Consider the following 19,866-nt stretch of genomic DNA (forward strand, 5'->3'; position numbering starts at 1 on the left):
ATTAAAAGATTTCTCAATCACACTTTAATCCCTAAACTTTTAAACTTAGAGACAACCCCGGCCTTCGCGCACTATTAATAAATTATATTTTACAAACTATTTAAAACGATAGAAAAAATGGCAGATTTGAAACAATTCGCAGAACAATTGGTTAACTTGACAGTAAAAGAAGTTAACGAACTTGCAACAATTTTGAAAGATGAGTATGGTATCGAGCCTGCAGCGGCTGCTGTAGTTGCTGGTCCTGCTGCTGGTGGTGCTGGTGCCGATGGTGGTGCTGCTGCTGCTGAGCAAACTGAATTCACTGTAGTATTGAAAGATGCTGGTGCTTCTAAATTGGCAGTCGTTAAAGCTGTTAAAGAATTGACTGGATTGGGCTTGAAAGAAGCTAAAGATTTAGTTGACGGCGCTCCTGCAAACGTGAAAGAAGCAGTATCTAAAGACGAAGCTGAAGGCTTGAAAAAATCTTTGGAAGAAGCTGGAGCTGTAGTTGAGCTTAAGTAATTTTACTAGGTTACAAAAACTAGGTTTAGGCCTTGGACACGCGTCCAACGGCCTAAACCATTTTTCGTATAATAAAATTCTATTCCCAATTTTATTATAAAATGGCTTAAACAGCCCAAAAGTTTAACCCCTACGAAGACAGAAATGAGCGAGCTTGGTTCATTTTTAAAGAGGTACGGGTTATCGAAAGAAAGCAGTGTTTTACACAACAAACTACTTTTTTTTAATCAAAATTTTGTCCATTGATGATTACAAATCAAACCGAAAGATTGAATTTTGCCTCGACTAAAAATATTCCGGACTACCCGGATTTCCTGGATGTACAGGTGAAGTCGTTCAAGGATTTCTTCCAACTGGAAACCAAATCCGACGAAAGAGGCAACGAAGGTTTATACAACACCTTCATGGAAAACTTTCCAATCACCGATACCAGAAACAACTTCGTACTGGAATTCCTTGATTACTTTGTTGACCCGCCACGTTACACCATTCAAGAATGTATTGAAAGAGGATTGACCTACAGTGTGCCGCTCAAAGCACGTCTCAAATTGTACTGTACCGATCCAGAGCATGAGGACTTTGAAACCATTGTACAGGATGTGTACCTCGGTACGATTCCTTACATGACCCCAAGCGGAACCTTCGTGATCAACGGAGCCGAGCGTGTGGTCGTGTCGCAATTGCACCGTTCACCAGGCGTTTTCTTCGGACAATCCTTCCATGCCAATGGAACCAAATTATACTCAGCCCGTGTCATCCCGTTCAAAGGATCATGGATTGAATTCGCGACCGATATCAACAGCGTCATGTACGCTTACATCGATCGTAAGAAAAAATTACCGGTAACGACTTTGTTCCGCGCCATCGGATTCGAAAGAGACAAGGACATCCTTGAAATCTTTGACCTCGCAGAAGAAATCAAAGTTTCGAAAACCGGATTGAAAAAATACATCGGCCGTAAACTCGCGGCACGTGTACTCAACACTTGGCACGAAGATTTCGTCGACGAGGATACAGGCGAGGTAGTTTCTATCGAACGTAACGAGATCATCCTCGACCGTGACACGATTATCGACAAGGATAACGTGGAAGAAATCATCGAGTCGAATGTAAAATCGATCTTGTTGCACAAGGAGAATAACAACCAGGCTGATTACGCCATTATTCACAACACCTTGCAAAAAGACCCGACCAACTCCGAAAAAGAAGCGGTCGAGCACATCTACAGACAATTAAGAAATGCCGAACCGCCTGATGAAGAAACGGCGCGTGGCATCATCGATAAATTGTTCTTCTCTGACCAACGTTACAACTTAGGTGAGGTAGGTCGTTACAGAATGAACAAGAAATTGGATCTCGATATCCCTATGGACAAGCAGGTCTTGACCAAAGAAGACATCATCACCATCGTCAAGTATTTGATCGAGCTCATCAACTCTAAAGCGGAGATCGATGACATCGACCACTTGTCGAACCGTCGTGTAAGAACCGTAGGCGAGCAATTGTCACAGCAGTTCGGCGTAGGTTTGGCGCGTATGGCCAGAACCATCCGTGAGCGTATGAACGTCCGCGACAATGAGGTCTTTACCCCGATCGATTTGATCAACGCCAAGACTTTGTCTTCGGTTATCAACTCGTTCTTCGGAACCAATCAGTTGTCTCAGTTCATGGACCAGACGAACCCATTGGCAGAAATCACGCACAAGCGTCGTCTCTCTGCACTCGGACCAGGCGGTCTTTCGCGTGAAAGAGCCGGTTTCGAGGTTCGTGACGTTCACTACACGCACTACGGTCGTTTGTGTCCGATTGAAACACCGGAAGGACCAAACATCGGTTTGATTTCATCTCTTGGGGTTTACGCCAAGGTGAATGGAATGGGCTTCATCGAAACGCCTTACCGCGAAGTCAAAAACGGTAAAGTCGATTTGAATGCCGAGCCGATCTATCTTTCTGCAGAGGAAGAAGAAGGCAAGATGATCGCGCAGGCGAACATCGAAATGGACAACGACGGAACCATCACTGCCGAGCGTGTTATTGCACGTGAAGAAGGTGACTTCCCGGTGGTGGAGCCAAACGTGGTACACTACACCGACGTGGCACCGAACCAGATCGCTTCGATTTCTGCATCACTGATTCCATTCTTGGAGCATGACGATGCTAACCGTGCCTTGATGGGATCGAACATGATGCGTCAGGCCGTACCATTGTTGCGTCCTGAAGCACCAATCGTTGGAACCGGTCTCGAAAGACAAGTAGCTTCTGATTCAAGAGTCTTGATCAATGCCGAAGGTCATGGAACCGTAGAATACGTAGATGCCAACATCATCACCATCAAATACGACCGTTCGGAAGAAGAAAGAATGGTTTCATTCGATGCCGATGAAAAAACATACAACCTGATCAAATTCAGAAAGACGAACCAGAGTACATCGATCAACCTCAAGCCGATCGTCCGCAAAGGCGACCGCGTGATTCCAGGACAAGTTTTGTCTGAAGGATACGCGACACAAAACGGCGAATTGGCACTCGGACGTAACCTCAAAGTGGCGTTCATGCCTTGGAAAGGTTACAACTTCGAGGATGCGATCGTAATCTCTGAAAAAGTCGTGCGCGATGATATCTTTACGTCAATCCACGTCGATGATTATTCACTCGAGGTGCGCGATACCAAATTGGGTAACGAGGAATTGACCAACGACATCCCGAACGTTTCGGAAGAAGCGACCAAAGATTTGGATGAAAACGGTATGATCCGTATCGGTGCCGAAGTGAAGCCTGGCGACATTTTGATCGGTAAGATCACGCCAAAAGGAGAATCCGATCCGACTCCGGAAGAGAAACTCTTGCGTGCGATCTTCGGTGACAAAGCCGGTGATGTAAAAGACGCTTCATTGAAAGCTTCTCCATCGTTGCACGGGGTAGTACTCGACAAAAAATTATTCGCAAGAGCGGTAAAAGATAAGCGCAAGCGTACCAAAGACAAAGACGATTTGGGCGCACTCGAAATGGAATTCGAAACGAAATTTGTCGAATTAAAAGACAAACTCGTAGAGAAATTGTTCCTGATCGTGAACGGAAAAACTTCACAAGGCGTCATGAACGATTTGGGTGAAGAAGTCTTGCCGAAAGGAAAGAAATACACCCAGAAAATGCTCCACGCCGTAGAAGATTTCGCACACTTGAGCAAAGGCCAGTGGGTTGCCGATGACGCGACCAACAAAATGGTCAACGACTTGATCCACAACTACAAGATCAAATTGAATGACTTGCAGGGGGCTTTGCGTCGTGAGAAATTCACGATCACTGTAGGGGACGAATTGCCTGCAGGAATCTTGAAATTGGCAAAAGTATACATTGCCAAGAAACGTAAATTGAAAGTAGGAGACAAGATGGCGGGACGTCACGGTAACAAAGGTATCGTTGCCCGTATCGTTCGCCACGAAGACATGCCATTCCTCGAAGACGGAACGCCGGTCGATATCGTACTCAACCCGCTGGGTGTACCTTCGCGTATGAACATCGGTCAGATCTACGAAACCGTACTCGGATGGGCAGGGATGAACCTCGGCAAGAAGTTCGCCACGCCAATCTTCGACGGAGCGACTTTGGATCAGATCAACAAATTGACCGACGAAGCAGGAATTCCACGTTTCGGACATACGTACCTGTACGATGGCGGAACCGGAGAGCGTTTCCACCAGCCGGCAACTGTTGGGGTGATCTATATGCTCAAACTCGGACACATGGTCGACGACAAGATGCACGCCCGTTCAATCGGACCATACTCGCTCATCACGCAGCAACCGCTCGGTGGTAAAGCACAGTTCGGTGGACAGCGTTTCGGAGAGATGGAGGTTTGGGCACTCGAGGCTTATGGCGCATCGTCTACGCTTCGTGAAATCCTGACCGTGAAGTCGGATGACGTGATCGGTCGTGCGAAAACGTACGAGGCGATCGTTAAGGGTGAAACCATGCCAGAACCAGGCTTGCCGGAATCATTCAATGTATTGATGCACGAATTGAAAGGTCTCGGCCTCGACATTCGTTTGGAAGAATAGTAACAGCGAAGTTTACAGCCGACCACCGTTGGCTGTAAACCCAACTGAAACCGTTCGCTAAATTCAACTTACAAAAAAATTCAATAGTTATGACTATGATGAATAACAGAAATAAAGACAAAAACCCTGTAAAAAGGTTTGACAAAATCTCAATCGGTTTGGCTTCGCCGGAATCGATTTTGGCCGAGTCAAGAGGTGAGGTGTTGAAGCCGGAAACCATCAATTACAGAACCCACAAGCCCGAGCGCGACGGATTGTTCTGCGAGCGCATCTTCGGCCCTGTAAAGGATTTCGAATGTGCCTGTGGGAAATACAAAAGAATCCGCTACAAAGGCATCATTTGCGACCGTTGCGGGGTGGAAGTGACCGAAAAGAAAGTACGTCGTGACCGTGTCGGACACATCAATTTGGTGGTGCCGATCGCGCACATCTGGTACTTCCGTTCGTTGCCGAACAAAATCGGTTACATCCTCGGATTGCCGTCTAAGAAATTAGACATGATCATTTACTACGAAAGATACGTAGTAATCCAACCGGGTATCGCCAAAAATTCAGACGGCGAACCGATTGAAAGATTAGACTTTTTGACTGAGGAAGAATACCTGAATATTCTCGATAGCCTTCCACAGGAAAACCAATATTTGGATGATTTCGATCCTAATAAATTCATCGCCAAAATGGGTGCCGAATGTATCATGGATTTGCTCGCGAGAATCGACCTCGATGCCTTGTCATACGATTTGCGTCACTCGGCGAACAACGAAACATCAAAACAACGTAAGACCGAAGCGCTCAAGCGTTTGCAAGTCGTGGAATCATTCCGCGAATCAAACGAAAACCGCGAAAACCGTCCGGAGTGGATGATCATGAAAGTCGTTCCGGTGATCCCGCCTGAATTGCGTCCATTGGTGCCGCTCGATGGTGGACGTTTCGCAACTTCCGATTTGAACGATTTGTACCGTCGTGTGATTATCCGCAACAACCGTCTCAAGCGTTTGATGGAAATCAAAGCGCCAGAAGTGATCTTGCGCAACGAAAAACGTATGTTGCAGGAATCCGTCGATTCATTGTTCGACAACACACGTAAGGCATCTGCCGTGAAGACTGAGTCTAACCGTCCATTGAAATCATTGTCTGATTCATTGAAAGGTAAACAAGGTCGTTTCCGTCAGAACTTGCTCGGTAAACGTGTCGATTATTCGGCGCGTTCGGTAATCGTCGTCGGACCTGAACTCAAATTGTACGAGTGCGGTTTGCCAAAAGACATGGCGGCTGAATTGTACAAACCGTTTGTCATCCGTAAACTCATCGAGCGCGGAATCGTCAAAACGGTCAAATCGGCCAAGAAAATTATTGACAAGAAAGAGCCAGTGGTTTGGGATATCTTGGAAAATGTCATCAAAGGACATCCGGTATTGCTGAACCGTGCGCCTACCTTGCACCGTTTGGGTATCCAAGCGTTCCAGCCAAAACTCATCGAAGGAAAAGCGATCCAATTGCACCCACTCGTGTGTACGGCGTTCAACGCGGATTTCGACGGTGACCAGATGGCGGTTCACTTGCCACTCGGCCCGGAAGCGATCCTCGAAGCACAATTGTTGATGCTTGCGTCGCACAACATCTTGAACCCTGCCAACGGTGCGCCGATCACGGTTCCATCACAGGACATGGTACTCGGTCTGTACTACATGACCAAGGAAAGATTGTCGGTGCCGGATCATAAAATTTTGGGTGAAGGTTTGACATTCTACTCTGCGGAGGAAGTCAACATCGCCTTGAACGAAAACCGTTTGGAACTCAATGCACGCGTCAAAATCCGCGCGAAGGATTTCAACGAAAACGGCGAACTCGTTTGGAAAATCATCCAAACGACTGCCGGACGTGTCTTGTTTAACGAAGTAGTTCCGGAAGCTGCCGGTTACATCAACGAAGTCTTGACCAAGAAATCGTTGCGTGACATCATCGGTAAAATTTTGGCCGTAACCGACGTTCCGACGACGGCTGCGTTCCTCGATTCGATGAAGGACATGGGGTACCGTTTCGCTTTCAAGGGCGGATTGTCGTTCTCATTGGGCGATATCATCATCCCGGAAAGAAAAGAAGAACTCATCGCCGACGCCAACGAACAAGTAGAAGGCATCACGATGAACTACAATATGGGTCTGATCACGAACAACGAGCGTTACAACCAGGTCATCGACGTTTGGACATCTACGAATGCGATGCTTACGGAACTCGCGATGAAAAACATCCGCGAAGACCAACAAGGATTCAACTCGGTGTACATGATGCTCGACTCTGGGGCGCGTGGTTCGAAAGAACAGATCCGTCAGTTGACCGGTATGCGTGGACTCATGGCCAAGCCGAAAAAATCAACTGCCGGTGGTGGTGAAATTATCGAGAACCCGATCCTTTCCAACTTTAAGGAAGGTCTTTCGATCCTCGAATACTTCATCTCGACGCACGGTGCCCGTAAAGGTCTTGCCGATACGGCTTTGAAAACGGCGGATGCGGGTTACTTGACCCGTCGTCTCCACGACGTTTCGCAAGACGTAATCGTCAACATCGACGATTGTGGTACTTTGCGCGGAATCGAAGTGTCGGCACTCAAGAAAAACGAAGAAATCGTAGAAGGTTTGGGCGAAAGAATCCTCGGACGCGTCGCGTTGCAGGATGTCATCAACCCATTGACTACTGAAATCTTGGTTCACGCCGGACAACAAATCACCGAGGCGATCATGCGCAACATCGAAGCGTCTCCAATTGAAGCAGTCGAAGTGCGTTCGCCATTGACTTGTGAAGCCTTGAAAGGCATCTGTGCGAAATGCTACGGCCGTAACTTGGCGACCGGAAAAATGACGCAAAGAGGTGAGGCTGTCGGTGTAATCGCTGCACAGTCGATCGGTGAGCCGGGTACACAGTTGACGCTCCGTACCTTCCACGTGGGTGGTACTGCGGGTAACATTTCTGAGGAATCGAGCATCGTGACCCGTTTCGACGGACGTCTCGAAATCGAAGACTTGAAAACCGTAAAAGGCGAAGATACCGAAGGCAATACAGTCGATATCGTGGTTTCACGTTCAACCGAATTGAAACTCATCGACCAAAAAACAGGCATCACACTCAATACGCACAACATCCCTTACGGATCGAGCATTTTTGTAAAAGACGGCGACGTCGTTTCCAAAGGCACCGTAATCTGTAAATGGGATCCATATAACGGGGTTATCGTTTCTGAATTCACCGGTAAGATCGAATACGAAGATCTCGAGCAAGGACAAACGTTCCAGGTCGAGATCGACGAACAAACCGGTTTCCAGGAAAAAGTAATCTCTGAAGCCCGTAACAAGAAACTCATCCCGACGCTCCTCGTATACGGAAAAGAAGGCGAACTCATCCGTTCGTACAACTTGCCGGTTGGGGCGCACTTGATGGTAGAAAACGGCGAGAAGATCAAGGCCGGTAAAGTACTCGTGAAAATCCCACGTCGTTCGTCTAAAGCGGGCGATATCACCGGAGGTTTGCCACGTATTACGGAGCTTCTCGAAGCGCGTAACCCATCGAACCCAGCGGTCGTTTCTGAAATCGACGGTGTAGTGACGTTTGGAAAAATCAAGCGTGGTAACCGCGAGATCATCATCGAATCTAAATTCGGCGAGATCAAGAAATACCTCGTGAAGTTGTCAAGCCAGATTTTGGTACAGGAGAATGACTTCGTACGTGCGGGTGCACCATTGTCTGATGGAGCCATCACGCCAGAAGATATTTTGAGAATCCAAGGCCCGTCGGCGGTACAACAGTACTTGGTCAACGAGATCCAGGAAGTATACCGTTTGCAGGGGGTTAAAATCAACGACAAGCACTTTGAGGTGGTCATCCGTCAGATGATGCGTAAAGTACGCGTCGAAGATCCGGGAGATACGTTGTTCCTCGAAGAACAATTGATCCACACCAAAGATTTCATCCTCGAGAACGACAAACTCTATGGCATGAAAGTCGTGGAAGATGCCGGCGATTCAGAGAACATCAAGGCTGGACAGATCATTACGCCGCGTCAGTTGCGCGATGAGAACTCGCTCTTGAAACGTACCGACAAGAACCTGATCGTGGCCCGCGATGTCATCACCGCAACGGCTACACCGGTATTGCAAGGGATCACGAGAGCGTCATTGCAAACCAAGTCGTTCATTTCGGCTGCGTCGTTCCAGGAAACCACGAAAGTATTGAACGAGGCTGCAGTAGCGGGCAAACTCGATACGCTCGAAGGTTTGAAGGAAAACGTAATCGTAGGTCACAGAATCCCTGCCGGAACCGGTATGAGAGAATACGACCAAACGATTGTAGGATCGAAAGAAGACTACAACGAAATGATGGCGAACAAAGAAGAATACATCTACTAAGATGAGCGAGCAAAAACAACAACCCGGACAAATCAACATCGAGCTCGATGAGGCGACCGCAGAAGGAATCTATTCCAACCTCGCGATCATCAACCATTCGGCTTCGGAGTTTGTGATGGATTTTGTATGCATCATGCCTGGCACGCCCAAGGCAAAGGTGAAATCGCGCATCGTATTGACCCCGCAGCACGCCAAGAGATTGGTCAAAGCCTTGGGAGAGAATGTCCATAGATTTGAATCCGCCCACGGCGAAATCAAAGACAGTGAGCAGCCGCCCATTCCTTTGAACTTTGGTCCTGCAGGACAAGCCTAAATAGAAAGCCTCTCAGCAATGGGGGGCTTTTTTTTTGCCCGTTTCGCTTTTTTTTTGAAATGTCGAGCATTACGCGATTACCGTCTGGTTTTGTATATTTGGAACATTATTAAGATTATTCACAATAAGGGAGATGGAATTTGGCGTTCCGCCGGTTTGGATTTCGAACACCATTTTGAGCATTTATAGACGGTAATTTTGAATTGATATGCTTGCAAAGCGCGTTTATTTTTTGTTGCTTTTGTGCTCCGGTTTCGTATCGGCACAAAGGCCGGCAACGACCGATCAAATAGACAAAGAATTTGAACGGGCCAATCTTTACGTCAACACCGGCGATCCGGAGCAAGCCATCCCATTATTGGAAAAGATCGAACAAGAATGCGAGCGCATCGGTTACAAGCAGGGTATTACAAAAGTAGGCCACACCCTGGCCATCATTTATTTCAATACGGGCAATTATAAGAAAGTGATTACGCTCGACGACGTCTATCTCAAAACAGGAATTGAGATTGAAGATTACGCCAAACTTTCTCACATCCACCGATTGAAGGGTTGTGCGTATTCAGAATTGGGGCTTTTGGACAAAGGCGGGGAGGAACTGCTCCAAGCTTTGAAATATGCCAAAAGAATCGCCGTCGGGAACAAGAGGCACTATGCCATGAGCTTGATTTACAGCAACCGGGCGGGAAGTTACATCAAAGGCGAGGCTATTGAGGACTCCATCTTTTCGAACATCAATAAAAGCATTGCGCAGGCCGAACAGATCACCGAACAAAATAGTGCCGATGTATCCAGCAAATACAGTCTCATTTCCTATTCGTACATGATTTTGGCCAACGAGCATTCCAAATTGCAAAAAGCCAGGTTGGCAGAAGATTACTACTTGAGGGCGCTCGAGATTCACAACGGAAAACCGACGCTTTTGGTGGAACGCGTCGTGTTGCTGAGCCAACTGGGTTTCTTTTATTACAAGGAAAAGCAGTATGATAAGGCAATCAAATATGCCGAATTGGGAATGGGACTGGAAAAACAGGCGAGCTTTCCACAAATCAGGCGGGATCTTTTCGAGACGCTATCGAAGTCCTATCTAGAATTGAACAAGACAGAAAATTCGAAAAAATATCTCGGGCTATTCACCGCATTGAACGACAGCATCAACAGTAGCGACAGGAAAGCTGTGGATACCGCACTGACAAGCACCGTTACCAGCCAGAAGAAGAAATTTTTGGACGATGCCATGCGAAAAACGTTGATGTATATATCGTCTAGTATCGTTTTGATGGTTTTGGGCGCGTCTTTTTTCTTCCATTATAAACGAAAAAAGCAAAACCAAATCAAAAAAATCGAGTCCATATTGGAAAAACTGAAAGAACGGCACGACGATTTCAACGACGTATTGCAGACAACGGATCAGACCGTAACCAATGATGAAAAAGAAGGGGAGAAAATCTTCATGCCCGCCGAAGCCGAGAAAAATCTAATCGAAAAGCTGCACCATTTCGAAGAAAAAAAACTCTATCTCGAGCGAAAAGTATCGCTGTCTTTTGTTGCGGCCGAAATCGAGAGCAACACCAGATACCTATCCTACATCATCAAAAAGCACAAAGGCAAGGATTTCAACAAGTACATCAATGATTTGCGGATCAATTACATCGTACAAAAAATAAACGACAATCCGCTTTACCGACAATACAAAATAAATGTCCTGGCAGAAGAAGCCGGTTTTTCTTCACATTCCAAATTTGGAACCGTATTCAAGAATACCGTCGGTGTATCGCCTTCGGAATTCATCCATTATTTCGAAAAAAATAAAGGAGCTGATTTACAGGAGACCTACGACCAGTCGTAGATTTTATGTTTGGGCATTCATTCCTTCATTTGGAATTATACAAAGGAACTTTGAACTTTGCGTTAAAAATGGAAAATATTTAACAAAATTACCATTTAAATAGTAACGAAATCCCCTTTCTTCTTTCGTCGGGCGCACGCGAATCAACAAGTGTGATCATACTTATTTTTTTTTAAATTGCTGATAATCAGCATTAAAAAAAATACAATCTATCCAAATTGCGGAATACGGATAGACGACTTTTTCCGCCACTGTTTTTTTTTTAGTTTCTTGCCGGTAAGTTTGGATGCCGACGTCAAAAGATGTCTGTGAATAAGTCCATTGTCAAAAAAAAAGAAATGGTTAAGAAAACATTACTCCTGCTTTTTTCTTCGGTAGCTCCCATGGCTTTTTCCCAAGTGGGAATCGGGACCGTAAATCCGAGGGCGGCCTTAGAGGTCAATTCGGCGACCAACGGTTTCCTGACGCCGCAAGTCGCATTGACCAGCACCACCCTGAGCGCACCAGTGGTCAATCCCGACGGAACGGCCCTTTTTCCAGGTACAATCGTCTACAATACGCAATCCATCAATGATGTAACGCCTGGCTATTACTACTGGAACGGGAGCATTTGGGTACGGATGGCGGCAGAAGGCACGACCACACACAATACGTTGGACAAGGCATACGATGAAGGAGGTCCCGGTGCCGGACGCCAAATCACCGCCGACAGCGGGCCGGTCGAAATTACCAATTCCGGCGCCAATACCATTGCCTTGCGATTGAACACCAACATCGCAGACTCTTATGCCATTTATGCCGATCAGAACAGCACCGGTACAACGATCCGTGCCACCAACAGCTTCACGGGTAACAATGCGTTTTCCACAATCCAGGGGCGCAGCAACAGTGCCAACAATACTACTGCCGGGATTTTGGGATTGGCTGGCGGTGCAGGATTCGGCGTGGTCGGCCAAACTGATGCCGCATCGACTTCTCGGGCAGCCGTTTACGGCGTCAATGCGAGAACCAACGGCGGCCACGGCGTTTGGGGCAGAGGATTCAATGGCGTGGTCGGCGAAACCAATTACAGGCTGGGATATGGCCTGTGGGGAGAAAATTACAATGCGCTGGGAACGGGCAACGGAATCGGAACGTACGGTAGGGGATTTGTCGGTATCTGGGGAGAGATCTTGGCGGGTTATGCCAATACGGGTTATGCGGGCTATTTCAACGGTTATACCTTTTCGACGACTGGATTCTATGTGCCGTCGGATGAGCGTCTGAAATCGAACATCCGGAAGATCACCAACGCAACAGAAAAACTCAAAGCACTTTCAGGGAATTCATACGACATCAATTTCGAAGTGAAATACACCGACAAGGACGGCCAATTGGTCTCGACGCCACACAACAGAAAAGAATACGGCGTAATCGCCCAGGAAGTCGAAAAGTTGTTTCCCGACATGATCAGCGAAGCCCAATTTGACTTTACCGATACCAATGCGACGAAATACAAAGTAGTCAATTACAGCCAATTGATCCCAGTTTTATTGGAAGCGATCAAGGAATTGGACGCCCGTGTCACCGAACTGGAAAAGAAACTGGAAAAATAAATTTTCACCCTACCTAAAAGCCGTCACCAATGATTGAAAAAATTACGAAATCCACCAAATCATGCCGTTTGTTTCTTGCCTCAGCGTTGGCGTTCAGCGGGTTGAATTTTGCGCAAACGACATCGAGAAGCCCAATCTACGATCGGCACGAAAACGAGTTGATCCAAAAGCGGGATTTGTTTTCCAAGCATTTCCTGAATCAGGACGGCTCTTATACGGCAGCCATCGCGTCGGGTCCGATCCATTACGAGCATTCGGGTGTTTTTTCGGACATCGATAACACGATACGGCCTGCTGCGGTCAGCGGGTACGCCCACGCCAATATAGAGAATCTGATGGAATCATACTTTGGCACCACTGCACACCACGGTGTAAAAAATAAAACCAAAGAGGGCGAGGTGTCGGAATTCCTGGAAACGGCGATACATTGGGAAGTCGACGGCCTGAAGGTAAACGAACGGCAAAGCGCCAATGTCGCGTTCACGGCACAAGACAACAAAGGGTATTACAACGGTCTGTATGAAGCGATCAACGCAGAATTCGTCGTATTGAATGGGAAACGCAAACTCAATTACATTCTCACCCATACCAATGCAATTGCCGATGCGCCTGCCAACGCGAGTTATTTTGTTTTTACCGAAAAAGTAAAAATGCCCGCCAATTGGTCGTATCTGAATACTGAAAACGGACTTTTGATCCAAGATGACAAGCAGCAGCCCATTTACCTATACGGCAATCCATTCTCCTATGACGCCACGGGCATCAAACTGCGTTGCGACAACACCTTGATGACCGTATCGGCACAAGGAAACACCTTGACGATCGCCACAAAGATCAAAGCCAATTGGCTGTTGAGTCCTGACCGGGTTTTTCCCATCACGGTCGATCCGACGGTAACGGTGTATCCAACGGCGGCCAATTACCATACGGGCAGCGTATTTTCTTCCGACTATCTGAAGGAAACTGCAACCATCGGTTTTGGAAGGTTCAACGACAACAACGGCGTTGAAGACTTTTTAAGGGGTTGGGCCAGATTCAACACAGCCTCATTGCCGGAGGACGCGGTTATTGCCAACGGCGTAACGGTCAATTTCTACATCTCTGGCGGTTCTGAAGATTACGCGCCGGCGAACGGGCATGAATTGGTGTTCTCCAAACTAACCTTAGATCCCGTGACGGCAACAGGAGCCACTTTGTATGACGCCATCGGGCAATTCGGTTACGGGCCTTTTGTCACGGCGGCCATTAATTCCATCGGATGGAAAGCCCATACGTTGACGTCGGTCACGCTGCAAAGCGACATCGCCAGCAGTTTGGCTGCCAATTATTTTTCCATCGGATTTATGCCGCAGGGAGATTTTTTCGCAGGTGAATATCTTATCGCCGATGGTTGGGATGCCAACGACCCGTATTTGACCTTTACGTACACACAGCCGCTCGGTGTAACAGGTTTTAGCCAATCGGCAATTAAATTATACCCCAATCCGGTGGAGAACAAACTCCATGTCGATACTGATTACGAAATAGAAAGCATCAACCTGTATTCGGTGTTCGGGCAATTGGTACAATTCAGCGCCAATCAAAACACAATCGATATTTCGGCATTGGCAAGCGGCATCTATTCGGTTGAGATAAAGGGACAAAACCAGCAAACGGCCACCCGAAAAATTGTCAAAAGATAAACAGATAATTGTTAAAAAAATATCAGAAAAGTTGCATTCAACGGCTTTTATTTCGTTTTGCCGATAAGAATAGAAATATCGCTGTCCGAATACTATATTGCTTTTTTAATACCACATTCATTCACATACAAAGTCAAACACCCTATGCAAAACAAACTCACCACACGGGCCATGCGAAACTTGGCCCGGTATGCAACAATTTTGTTGTTTTTATGCAGCCTGAAGGGCTTTTCCCAAACCTATTATCCCATCGCCAGCAACAATTGGGGAGCGGGTGCCTCCTGGTCAACAGCCAGTTGCGCCGGATCTTCGGCCTTGTCTATCCCAAGCACGACAGGGCATACCGTTAGTATGAGCTGCAGCGGCCGAACCATTACGGTTGCCTCGAATGCCAATGCGGGTGCGCTCAACATTTCGGCCGGTACCTTGATCATCAATTCAGGTTCGACGCTAACGGTCACCTCGTTGAACATGACGGCCGGCACATTGACCGTCAACGGGACGCTCAACATCACTTCGGGTGGAACGGGCGTGGTTTCGATCACGGGCGGAACGGTCAACGGCACCGGAACGGTCGGGCTTACCGGCGGCGCACAAAACTTGTCGTCGTCCCAGCCTTTCTACAACCTCAATATTGCGGGATCCGGAAACAAAACAATGCTGACCAACATCACGGTGAACAATCAACTGACGCTCACGGCCAATAATTTGGTGGTCGGCAATTTCCTACTCACGGTAGGGAGTTCCTCGGCTGGAAATGGCATTACACGGAACAGCGGAAAGATGACACTGTCCTCGGGCAGTTCACTCAGTTTGGGCGGTTCGTGGACCAATACCGACTTGAGTCCGTTCATCAGCAATACCTGGCCGCTCACGATCAATAATTTTACGATGACGCGCAACCTCTGTAGTGTCGGGCTCGGAACGGGACACAACCTGACCGTGGCCGGAGCATTTACACTGACGGCCGGGGAATTTTCAATCGGCAACAGCACACTGACCTTGAACGGTGCAGTTTCAGGAAACATCAACGGCAGCATTACCGGAGGCAGCACTTCGGATCTGACCATCGGAGGATCGGGGGCCGCGAGTATGTATTTCGATTTGGGCAACACCAATGCGGGCGGTTCGAATACCATTCGCAATTTCACCAATAACCGCACGAGCAATGCATTTACGATGCTCAGTTCGTTGCGTATTGGCGGGACACTTTCCCAAGCCAGTACGGCCTCGCTTCAAATCACGACCGGATCGGTACAGACGCTTACCATCGATGGTGCGGTGGCTGCTGGAAATTCAAGATTAGTGGGTAATTCAGGCGCGATTTTACAGATCAATGGTTCTGGCGATTTGGGCGGTACACTGGTTTTTTCAAGTACGCCTGTATTGGCCAGCCTCACGATGAACCGTCTCAACGGAACGGCTACCATCGGAACAGGAATATCCACGGGCGGTATTGCATTCAGGAAAGGCAAGTTGTTTAATCCAGGTGCGCCGATCAGGGTCACTGGTGGCGCAGCAAGCAATACCCTGCAAGAATTGTCCTCGTCTTACTGTACAGGCATTTTTGAGCAAACCATTCCAGCCAACACCAGCGCGGGAGATTACCTGTGGCCGATTGGCGGTTCGGTGTCGAGAGCACTTTCGTTCAACGGTGTAACGACGGGCAGTTCGGGCAGTGTGGTGCTGCGTGCCGTTGTCGTGGAAACCAATGCCAACAGCACAGGCGATGGAACGATTTCGGACATCAGGACGAGTCATTATTGGGAAACATCGGTGACTTCGAATGCGGCGAACTTATTGTCCGTCGGTACGGTGTCGTTATCGGACAGCAATCTTTCGGCAACCGACGTGATCGGATACGCACCGGCCTTGCTTTCTACAGCGACTTCGCTCGGAGGTACCATCGCTTCGGGCGCCATTACCTCTACAGCCGATGTACCTGTGGCGCTCGGCATCCTGACCCTGGGCACGGGCCAATCGGTTTGTACCGATCCGACAGTGGCCACGATTAACGCCTCCTCGACTACGAATTGCGGGACACAGGCAACGACCTTGAGCATCGCTTCTGGATCTTTGAACAGCGCCGAAAATTGGCAATGGTATTCCGGTTCTTGCGGCGGCACCTCTGTCGGAAGCGGGACTTCCATTAACGTGTCTCCAACAGCAACCACTACCTATTTTGTCAGGGGTGAAGGTGGATGCATCACGCCGGGTGCCTGTGCGAGTGTAACGATTACCGTCAATACGCCGCAGTTGTGGTATGCCGATGCCGATGGCGACGGACACGGAAACCCGAATTCGACTTCGAATGCCTGTACACAGCCCACCGGTTATGTGTTGACTTCGGACGATTGCGACGACACCAACGGATTGATTTACAGAACCGGAATCTTCTACATCGATGCCGATGGCGATGGGTATACCAACGGACAGGCAACGGTTTGCTACGGATTGAACACACCGCTGGGCTATTCGACCACGACCAACGGCGAGGATTGCAACGACAACAATGCCGCGGTTTGGCGTACCGGAACTTTTTACACCGATGCCGATAGCGACGGCTACACTTCGGGTGTAACGGCTGAGGTTTGCTACGGATTGACGATGCCTGTGGGTTATGTGACAGGACTCACAGCGATTGACTGCAACGACAGTATCGCGGCGATCAATCCTTCGCGTACGGAAATCCTTTACAATGGAGTCGACGACAACTGCGACGGTTTCATGGACGAGCAATCGCCGTTGACGACTTCCTTGTTGTCGAATGTTTGCAACACGACCCTGACGGCCATCGGTTCGCTGGTCGGCATCCAGACCGTAGGCGGACACAACATTACAGGTTATCGGATCAGGATTACCAATGGGGCGCAGGTACAAACCATCGACAAGATCGTGCCGCACTTTACCATTACGCAATTCCCGAATTATGCCTATGCCACGACTTATGACGTAGACATCCAATTGCAGCGCAATGGCATCTGGCTCGGTTATTATGGCCCGGTTTGCCAAATTTCGACCCCGGCCATTTTACAGGAAGGTGGCGCGGCCTCGATTTCGCCTTCGCAATGCGGCATCACTTTACCGAGCATCAGCACCTTGATCGCGACATCGAGCATCGCGGGCGTTACCGGATACCGTTTCCGCGTGACCAACCTGACCAATCCACAAGATCCAGATGTCGTACAGACGCTCGACCGCGCCCAAAACTGGTTCCGTCTGCAAATGCTCGCACATTACAATTATGGAACGACTTACCGGATCGAAGTCGCGGTAAAAACCACCGGTAACTATGGCGGTTATGGCAGTCCGTGCGAAATCACCTCACCACCGCCACCGTCTTTGTTGAGCTGCGGAGCCACGATTGCTTCGGGAACCACGGCTGTTGCGGCGACTAGCGTTTCGGGTGCCTCGCAGTATCGTTTCCAGATTTCGCGCCAATCCGACAATGCGACGACCACGATGGACCGCAATACGAACTATTTTATTTTCAACTCGATTCCGCCGGCTGCCTTTTCGCCTGGCGTGTTGTACAATGTACGCGTGGCCGTGATGACCAACGGTTCGTGGTCGCCTTATGGCGATATTTGCGAGGTGACTTCTCCGGGAACGCCGGCTGCGAAAACAAGCCAGGACATTTCGGCTGCGATCAAGGTTTCGGTTTCGCCGAATCCATTCGTGGCAGATTTTGGCATCGGGATTACTTCCGAAAGCCCAATGCCGATGCAGGTTAAAATCTACGACATGCTCGGAAGATTGATGGAAACCCAAACAGCCAATAGCAAGGACGAAATCCGTATGGGAGGCCAATATCCGTCGGGCGTGTACAATTTGATTGTGACGCAAGGCGGGGCAGTGAAAACCATGCGCATCGTCAAAAGATAGCAAATCAAAACGTTTTGAAAGCCCCATCGGAAACGGTGGGGTTTTTTATTTTGCGCCCGTACAATGGTTTAAAATATTGATTAGCTTTGGTTTAATCAAAAAAATCCTTATGAGCAGCAGAAGAACTTTCCTCCAGCAAGGCGCTTTGACGGCGGCCGGAATTTGGCTGTCGCCTGCGTTGTTGGCCCAGCCCATTTCGACCAAGAAAACCAAAGTCATCATTATCGGTGCGGGATTGGCCGGGCTCGCGGCCGCCCATAAGCTCAAACAGAAAGGGATTGATTTTACAATTCTTGAAAGCCAGAACCGTTTTGGCGGGCGTGTCTTTTCGTTTCCGATCGACCATGGATTGGTCATCGAGTTGGGCGGCGAATGGGTAGGCGAGTCGCATACGCGGATGCGCGAATTGTGCGGTGAATTCCAACTGGAATTGCAAAACAACCAGATGGATTCGCACCTGATCTACAAAGACGAATATGCAGCGGCAGGAAAATGGGGTTATTCGGACGATTGGCAACGCAAATTCAAGAAAATCATCGAAGACTACCAGCAGTTTTCGGAAGACGACAAGCGGAAGCTCGACCAATACGACTGGTGGCATTTTCTCGTGAACAACGGATGCGAAGGCCGTGACCTCGATCTGCGCGAACTCACCGACAGCACCGATTTCGGGGAAAGCATCCGTCATGTTTCGGCTTTTGCCGCCTTGGCCGAATATGCCGAAAGCAGCGAAAAGAACGAAATGGATCTCAAGATTGCCGGGGGCAACGGGATGTTGGCCAAGAAACTCGCCGAAAAAATCGGTTTGCAAAATATACTGTTGCAGCACAAGGTGGGCCGCATCGTGCAGCAGAAAGACAAGGTACAGGTGTTTTGCGACAACGGCAAGATGTTCGAGGCGGACAAAATCATCTGTACGCTGCCGACTTTCGCGATCAAGAAAATCGATTGGCAACCCGAATTGCCGCCTGAAAAAGTCGAAGCGATCCATGCTTTGCAATACGCACGCATCAACAAACACGCGATGTTGTTCGGCAAGCGCTTCTGGCAAGCCGAAAGTTTTGATTTGGTCACCGACCAGTTGCCGCATTATTTCTACCACGCGACCAAGAACCAACTTTCGGAGAAAGGCGTTTTGATTTCGTATTCGATTGGCGACAAGGCTGCGGTAGTTGCGAATCAAAGCGCTGCCTGGAATGCGGGAGAAATCAGCAGGACCTTGGAGCCGCATTTTGGGGAGATCAAATCGCTGTTGTTGAGGCAGGAAAACTTTTACTGGGGAAACAACGATTATTCGCAGGGTGCTTATGCGCTGTACGGGCCGGGACAGTGGTTTGGTTTGAGGCCCAAGCTCGCTCAGGCGTTTTTGCACACCCATTTTGCCGGGGAACATCTCGCTGATTGGCAAGGTTTTATGGAAGGTGCAATCCAAACAGGCGAATCGGCGGCGGAACTGATTTGATTTAGTGCAAAAACTCGTACGAATAAAGGGCTCAGAATCATTCAACAAACGTTAAGTTTTGATTTTTTTAGTATTCTATTTCTTATAAACTAGGTATTTCGTCGGACTTTTTTGCTTT

General features: G+C 48.4%; 9 protein-coding genes. All 9 read left to right on the plus strand.

All coding sequences use genetic code 11. From position 1 onward, the window contains the following. Positions 1–117: 117 nt before the first annotated feature. The 9 genes from rplL (at position 118) to QM717_RS04110 (ending at position 19,748) form a co-directional block, all read left to right on the plus strand. Positions 118–504 carry a 50S ribosomal protein L7/L12 gene (gene rplL / locus QM717_RS04070; protein WP_415035112.1) on the plus strand — a complete coding sequence of 129 codons (387 nt, stop codon included), beginning with the start codon at positions 118–120 and terminating at the stop codon, positions 502–504. Positions 505–749: 245 nt separating this feature from the next. Then, on the plus strand, positions 750–4,562 hold the full coding sequence (gene rpoB, locus QM717_RS04075; RefSeq protein WP_415035114.1) for a DNA-directed RNA polymerase subunit beta: 3,813 nt from the start codon (positions 750–752) through the stop codon (positions 4,560–4,562). Positions 4,563–4,657: 95 nt separating this feature from the next. Further along, positions 4,658–8,962 (plus strand): DNA-directed RNA polymerase subunit beta', encoded by a 4,305-nt coding sequence (rpoC, locus tag QM717_RS04080; RefSeq protein WP_415035116.1) that lies wholly within the window; start codon positions 4,658–4,660, stop codon positions 8,960–8,962. A 1-nt stretch (position 8,963) separates the two neighbouring features. Then, entirely contained in the window at positions 8,964–9,275 is a 312-nt protein-coding gene (locus QM717_RS04085; RefSeq protein WP_415035118.1) for a DUF3467 domain-containing protein, read from the plus strand. Positions 9,276–9,483: 208 nt separating this feature from the next. Next, positions 9,484–11,124 carry a helix-turn-helix domain-containing protein gene (locus QM717_RS04090; RefSeq protein ID WP_415035120.1) on the plus strand — a complete coding sequence of 547 codons (1,641 nt, stop codon included), beginning with the start codon at positions 9,484–9,486 and terminating at the stop codon, positions 11,122–11,124. A 338-nt stretch (positions 11,125–11,462) separates the two neighbouring features. After that, on the plus strand, positions 11,463–12,719 hold the full coding sequence (locus QM717_RS04095) for a tail fiber domain-containing protein (RefSeq protein WP_415035122.1): 1,257 nt from the start codon (positions 11,463–11,465) through the stop codon (positions 12,717–12,719). 29 nt (positions 12,720–12,748) lie between these two features. Next, positions 12,749–14,401 (plus strand): T9SS type A sorting domain-containing protein, encoded by a 1,653-nt coding sequence (locus QM717_RS04100; protein WP_415035123.1) that lies wholly within the window; start codon positions 12,749–12,751, stop codon positions 14,399–14,401. A 144-nt stretch (positions 14,402–14,545) separates the two neighbouring features. Next, positions 14,546–18,286, plus strand: coding sequence for a MopE-related protein (locus QM717_RS04105; protein ID WP_415035125.1), 3,741 nt, complete (start codon positions 14,546–14,548; stop codon positions 18,284–18,286). Between the two features lie 109 nt (positions 18,287–18,395). After that, entirely contained in the window at positions 18,396–19,748 is a 1,353-nt protein-coding gene (locus QM717_RS04110; protein ID WP_415035127.1) for a flavin monoamine oxidase family protein, read from the plus strand. The last annotated feature ends 118 nt before the right edge of the window (positions 19,749–19,866 follow it).

Source organism: Flavobacterium sp. (genome assembly GCF_047602195.1).
GTDB lineage: Bacteria > Bacteroidota > Bacteroidia > Flavobacteriales > Flavobacteriaceae > Flavobacterium.

Excerpts from the sequence above, each read along its gene's own strand:
- rplL (WP_415035112.1), top strand. The coding sequence starts at position 118 with ATGGCAGATTTGAAACAATTCGCAGAACAATTGGTTAACTTGACAGTA.
- rpoB (WP_415035114.1), top strand. The coding sequence starts at position 750 with ATGATTACAAATCAAACCGAAAGATTGAATTTTGCCTCGACTAAAAAT.
- rpoC (WP_415035116.1), top strand. The coding sequence starts at position 4,658 with ATGATGAATAACAGAAATAAAGACAAAAACCCTGTAAAAAGGTTTGAC.
- QM717_RS04085 (WP_415035118.1), top strand. The coding sequence starts at position 8,964 with ATGAGCGAGCAAAAACAACAACCCGGACAAATCAACATCGAGCTCGAT.
- QM717_RS04090 (WP_415035120.1), top strand. The coding sequence starts at position 9,484 with ATGCTTGCAAAGCGCGTTTATTTTTTGTTGCTTTTGTGCTCCGGTTTC.
- QM717_RS04095 (WP_415035122.1), top strand. The coding sequence starts at position 11,463 with ATGGTTAAGAAAACATTACTCCTGCTTTTTTCTTCGGTAGCTCCCATG.
- QM717_RS04100 (WP_415035123.1), top strand. The coding sequence starts at position 12,749 with ATGATTGAAAAAATTACGAAATCCACCAAATCATGCCGTTTGTTTCTT.
- QM717_RS04105 (WP_415035125.1), top strand. The coding sequence starts at position 14,546 with ATGCAAAACAAACTCACCACACGGGCCATGCGAAACTTGGCCCGGTAT.
- QM717_RS04110 (WP_415035127.1), top strand. The coding sequence starts at position 18,396 with ATGAGCAGCAGAAGAACTTTCCTCCAGCAAGGCGCTTTGACGGCGGCC.